At 61.0% G+C, this 5,591-nt stretch carries 3 protein-coding genes; all 3 read left to right on the top strand.

Features of this window, described 5'->3' with window-relative positions; translation table 11 throughout:
- Positions 1 to 190 precede the first annotated feature (190 nt).
- From JNL55_RS33180 to JNL55_RS33170, 3 genes are read left to right on the top strand one after another with little or no spacing between them, the layout of a single operon-like run.
- Entirely contained in the window at positions 191 to 1,543 is a 1,353-nt protein-coding gene (locus tag JNL55_RS33180; protein ID WP_293864904.1) for a peptide MFS transporter, read from the top strand.
- Positions 1,540 to 2,721, top strand: a complete 1,182-nt coding sequence (locus tag JNL55_RS33175; protein ID WP_293864902.1) for a M24 family metallopeptidase — start codon at positions 1,540 to 1,542, stop codon at positions 2,719 to 2,721. The genes JNL55_RS33180 and JNL55_RS33175 overlap by 4 nt, the downstream gene beginning before the upstream one ends.
- Before the next feature lie 38 nt (positions 2,722 to 2,759).
- Positions 2,760 to 5,465, top strand: a complete 2,706-nt coding sequence (locus JNL55_RS33170) for a M14 family zinc carboxypeptidase (protein ID WP_293864899.1) — start codon at positions 2,760 to 2,762, stop codon at positions 5,463 to 5,465.
- The last annotated feature ends 126 nt before the right edge of the window (positions 5,466 to 5,591 follow it).

Raw genomic sequence — 5,591 nt, 5'->3', positions numbered from 1 at the left:
AGGTGGAACATCTGATCAATGCGTTGCAGGCCGCGGGCAAAAAGTTCGAGTACAAGATCTACGACAACGCGCCGGGAGGGCATGGTTTCAACATGATCGATACCAAGCTCGCGAAGGAGTCACGGCGTGAGGTGTACCGATTCCTGGCGCGCTATCTGAAACCGGCTGCGTAGTGTCGCGCAAAGAAACGATGCACGAAGCCACCTGGAGTGCCGGGGAGCAATCGCTCAGTCAGAAGACGCAGCTCTTCGGGCACCCGGCCGCCATCTACTTGGTGGCCTTCGCCCAGTGCTGGGAGCGATTCAGCTTCTACGGCATCATGGGATTGCTGGCGTTGTATCTCACGGCCGATGCGAATGCGGGCGGTCTGGGATGGCCGGCGAGCAGCGCGTTGAAACTGGTGGGAGCGTACGGTGCGGCGGCCTTCATCGCGCCTGCGTTCGGTGGTTGGATCGCGAGTCGTTTCTGGGGCGACCAGCGATGCATTCGCGTGGGCAGTCTGCTCGTGATCGCGGGGCACGTGCTGTTGAGCGTGCAAGCGTTGCCGGGGTTGGCGGGGGCCGGGCAAAACCTATTGTTTCTTTCGGCACTGGGTCTGATCGCTGCCGGCACGGGTTTGCTGAAGCCGGCAACCGCATCGATCGTTAGTCGCTGTTATGCGCCGGGAGATCCGCGTAGCGACCAGGGCTATGTGATCTTCATGGTGGGTATCTACAGCGGTTCGTTTTTAGCCAATCTGGTCGCTGGCACGATGGGCGAAAAACTTGGCTGGCACTATGGTTTTGGCGCAGCCGCCATCGGCATGACGTTGGGCTACGGTGTGTATGTGCTGTTCGCTCGACGTTTGCTCGGGTCGATCGGCTCGGTGGCTGACCGCGTTAACGCCGAGCACCAGGCCGAGGACGACAAGACGGTTCGTGCGACCGCCCACCTCATCGGCTTCAGCTTGCTCACCGTGTTGTACACGGCCTGCTTCTTTCAGGATGCAGGCATGCTGAATCTGCTAGTGGAGGGGAGTGCGGATCGGGTGTTGCTCGGCTTCGAGGTACCGGCCACCTGGTTGCTGAGTGTGTCCACGCTCGCATTCATGACGCTGGCTCCGTTGACGTCGCTGCTGCAGTCTCGCCTCAAGCTGGATGTGTACAGTCAGCAGACCGTGGCGTTTGTGTTGATGAGCGCCGCCTACGCCGTTCTTTGGCTGGGCTCGACATCCATCGACGGCGCCGGCGGCAAGATGTCGCTGGGCTGGTTCATCGCGGCTTACTCCCTGTTCGGCCTGGCTGACCTGCATATCTGGCCGGTGCAGCTCAGCACGGTCGCACGCCTGGCGCCCAAGTCACATACCAGCTTGTATGTGGGCCTGTGGTGGGTGGCTGCTGGCGTGGGCATCTTTCTCACCGGTTACATCGCGGCGTTTGCGCCGATTCTAGGCAGTGTTACCAACTTACTGCTGTGGATTGCAGCGACCGCCGCTGCGGCGGGCGTGGTGGCACTGCTATTGGGCCGAATGTTTCCTTCACCAAACTTGAGTCCGCTCCAATGAACCCAACCGTGGCCCGCTTGCCGCTGCCGTTCGAGATCGCCGAGTTCCGCGCCCGGCTAGCAGCCGTGCAAAAGAAGATGTCGAGCGCCGGAGTGGATGCGCTGTTTGTCATCAGTCAGTCGTGCATCACCTATCTCACTGGCTACCAGGGAAATTCGGGCTATATCCCGCAGGGCATGCTGGTCACGCTGCAAGATGCCGAACCCACTCTGATCCTGCGTGAGATGGACGTGCCGTGCGCGACGGCGACGACGTGGATTTCAGAAGACAACATCCTGACTTACGACGAGCGGATTCTGGGGCTCAGCTCGCTGCCGGTGTGGGCTGCCATCGGTCGCCTGGTGCGCAGCCGAACTCGCAGCACGCGACTCGCTTTCGAGCGTAATGGGCCTGGTTTGGGCGTGGATGCGCACGCGGCTTTGGTGGAGTCCTTCGGCGGTATCGAACTGACGAACGCGGATGATTGGGTGACTGATATCCGTGCGGTGAAGTCTCCGTCCGAACTGGCTTACATGACCGATGCTGCGCGTATCGGTGAACAAGCCTTGCTAGCGGGTATTTCGCGCATCGCAGTCGGAGTGCCGGAGTGCGAAGTGGCTGCAACGATTGTTGGCAAGCTCTGCAGCGGCTTGCCGGGCAAGCCGGGCACGGCGCCCACGGACTCCGTGACGATGCCGGTAACTCCATTCGCCAACGCGCCGCATCTGAATTGGACTAACCGGCCGTACGCGCTGAATTCGCAGACCAACTTCGAACTCGGGGCTTTCAGGCATCGTTACTGCGCTGCCGTGTCGCGTACCGTTTTTCTCGGTAAGCCCGACGCGCGCTTGCGTGAGATCGACACCATCGTGCGGGAAAGTTTCGAGGCTACGTTGCCAGCGCTGCGTACCGGTGCGAGCTGCTCCGATGCTTATGCAGCCTTCTGGAATAAATTCGCTGGCCGCGGGGTGCGCAAAGAATCTCGAATCGGCTACGGCATCGGCATCGATTGGAGCGAAGACAGTTACAGCCTGCAACGTGACGACCACCGCGAACTGCGTGCCGACTCGACGCTGCATCTGATCATCGGCATTTGGGAGAAGGGTGAGGGTTATGTGTTCAGCGAGACGCTCCGCGTCACTGACCATGGCGCCGAGACGTTTTGTACGCTGCCACGTCAGCTGTACGTGATCGATTGAGCACAGCGCCCACCGACAGCAGCTGCTGTGAAACGGGTATGAGCGAGATGCTCTTGGATCCGACGATCCCGACGATACGAGATGTTTTGGGATTCGCTCTCGGCGAACGACCGGTGCAGCATCACGAGATGCTTCGCTACTTCGAGCGGCTGGCCGAAGTATCTCCGCGTTTACGACTGCGCCGATACGGGCTGAGTTACGCCGGGTTGCCGCTGCTCGCATTGACGGTGTCGTCGCCTGACAATCTCGCTCGTCTTGCCGAGCATCAGGCGAGTTTGCGAGACCTCGATGGCTGTGATGATGCTGCCCAAGCTCAGAATGTCGCGAGCAGCTTGCCGGCCGTTGTGTGGCTCGGGTATGGAATTCATGGCGATGAGCCCTCCGGCTCCGACGCAGCATTGGAAACGGCGTATCGGCTAGCGGCGCGGACTGATTCCGACTGCGCGACACTGCTCGATCGTTTGATCATCCACCTGGATCCTATGGCGAATCCGGACGGTCGCGAGCGCTATCTGGCGCATGTACGTGCGTTCGGTCGTGCTTCGGCTGCGTACGATCCGCAGGACTTATTGCATACGGGCCAGTGGCCTGGCGGACGCGGCAATCGCTATCTGTTCGATCTGAATCGAGATGCCATCTTCGGTGTGCAGCAGGAGTCGCGTGCGCGAATTCGAGCAGTGTTGGCTGCCAGCCCGCAGCTATTCGTGGATGTGCACGAGATGGGAGCCGACGACACCTACTTGTTCGCGGTGCCAGCCCAGCCGCTGAATCCGAATTTGCCGGCGACCGTGCACGATTCCTGGGCGCAGTTCTCGCAGGATCACGCGGCTGCTTTCGATAGCGATGGCACGAGCTATTACACTCGCAGTTGGAACGAAGTGTTCTTCCCCGGGTTCTTCGACATCTGGCCGGCTTATCACGGAGCAGTGCCGATCCTGTATGAGCAGGCGGGCATGGTCGCGTCGACCGTGAGACTTCCCAATGGGCGAACCCGCGACTACGCGCAGGCAGTCGACAACCAACTGCGCAGTACGTTTGCGAATCTAACGACGGCGGTTGCCGCCCGCGAACAGTTGTTGTTGCGATGGTGGCGTTCGCGCCGTGCTACGCGGCAAGAAGATGGCCCACAAGCCTGGTTGATCCTGCCGAGTGACGAGTTCAAGGTGCGAAGTGCACTCTCGCTGCTTCTTCTACAAGGCATCGAAGTGGAACGCCTCAGCCACGATGCTGAAGCGAAGGATCTGCACTCGGTGTGGCAAGCCGACGCGTTCTCGCAGGTGCTACCCGCGGGGACGCTGTTGATTCGAACGCAGCAGCGATTGGCGGCGCTGATTCGAAACATCTTCGATCTCCATGTGCCCATGAGCGCGGAATTTCTCCAGCGCGAGCGACGGGGTATCGAGCTGGGCGGCAAGACATTGCTGTTGGATGCGACAGCGTGGTCGCTGCCACTGGCCTATGGCGCAGAGATGTTCTGGTCAACGTCGGTTCCGGCCGGCAACTGGCAGCGTGTCGATGAGGCTGATCCGCTGGCTCTGCCCGATCAGGCGATGTACATAGGGCGCTACGGCTACTTGTATGTCGACCCTTCGTTGTTTGCGACCGGCCGGCTATTGGCGCTAGGTATCAAAGTGCGGGTGGCGACGGAGGCGTTCATCCATGCGGGCGTGAGCTACGCTGCCGGCAGCTTGCTGATACGACGTGACGATCAGAGCGTTGAGCTTGCTGAGCTGTTGGCCAGCGAACAATCGCGAGGCGACGTTCGCTTCACACCGGTCAATGCAGCGCGCGTCGAAGACGGGCCGGACCTGGGCGATCCGGGGTTTGTATTGCTGAGTGCTCCAGCCATCGCCATCCTCACCGGTGCGTGCACGGACGCGGCGAGTACCGGTGCTTTGTGGCACTTGTTCGATGCTTCGATAGGCATACCGGTCACCTTGCTCGGCATCACGCGCTTGGGCACGGTGAATCTCAGTCAGTATCAGGTGCTGATCCTCAGCGACGTTGCAGATCCCGCGAACCTGCTAGCAGTGTTGAATGCTGGAGTCTCGTCACAACTGCGCACGTGGGTCGCAAGCGGCGGAACGCTGATCTCACTTGGCGCCGGCACGCAGACGTTGGTAGAGGCGGGCATAAGCTCGGTCAAGGCGCGCAGCACGGTGACAGAGCGCTATCCACCGTTACTGCTAGGCCGCGGCGTCCAAGCGATGCAGGAAGGTGATTTCCTAGTGGCAGCCGGAGCAATTGGTTTGTCGCCGGCTGATCGGAGTGAAGCAGTCACGGTTCGTCCCGTTGTAGGAGCAGGTGCGCGCGCTTTCTTACGAGGCGAGTTCGCGCCGTTTGAGTTTCCCGATGCGGCGCCGACTTCGCCCACAGGAGCAGACTCGTTGCGAAGGTTCCTGCCTCGTGGCGCCTACCTGGCCACTCGCATCAAGCCCCTGCATTGGCTCGGGTTCGGCGTGCCGGAGCGGCTGCCGGTGATGTTCCGGGAGAGTGACGCACTGATCGCCGATGGCGGCGTTGAACTGGTCGGGCGCTATGAGGTGCCGCGCCAGCTGGCGCTGTCCGGTCTCATTTGGCCAGAAGCAGTGGGGTATATCGCAAGCACCGCTTATCTCGTCCGCGAACGCTTGGGCTCCGGACAGCTCGTGTTGTTCGCCGGTGATCCGGTATTTCGAGGCTACTCGCTGGGCACACAGCGGCTGCTGCTCAATGCGGCGTTGCTTGGATCGGTCTTTCGGTGAAGTGACGTGGAGGCTGGTGACGCAGCCTCACCATTCCGCCGGGCTTGGCACCCAGCGCTTGCCAACACGAGCGAACAATCGCCAGGAGCAGTCGTGCCATTCCTGGGAGAACTCGATGGGTGAGCT

Origin of the sequence: Steroidobacter sp. (assembly GCF_016790065.1) — a bacterium.
GTDB lineage: Bacteria > Pseudomonadota > Gammaproteobacteria > Steroidobacterales > Steroidobacteraceae > Steroidobacter.
The sequence above is the reverse complement of the archived record's forward strand: the minus strand, read 5'-3'. Positions and strand labels throughout refer to the sequence as shown.

Excerpts from the sequence above, each read along its gene's own strand:
- JNL55_RS33170 (WP_293864899.1), top strand. The coding sequence starts at position 2,760 with ATGAGCGAGATGCTCTTGGATCCGACGATCCCGACGATACGAGATGTT.
- JNL55_RS33180 (WP_293864904.1), top strand. The coding sequence starts at position 191 with ATGCACGAAGCCACCTGGAGTGCCGGGGAGCAATCGCTCAGTCAGAAG.
- JNL55_RS33175 (WP_293864902.1), top strand. The coding sequence starts at position 1,540 with ATGAACCCAACCGTGGCCCGCTTGCCGCTGCCGTTCGAGATCGCCGAG.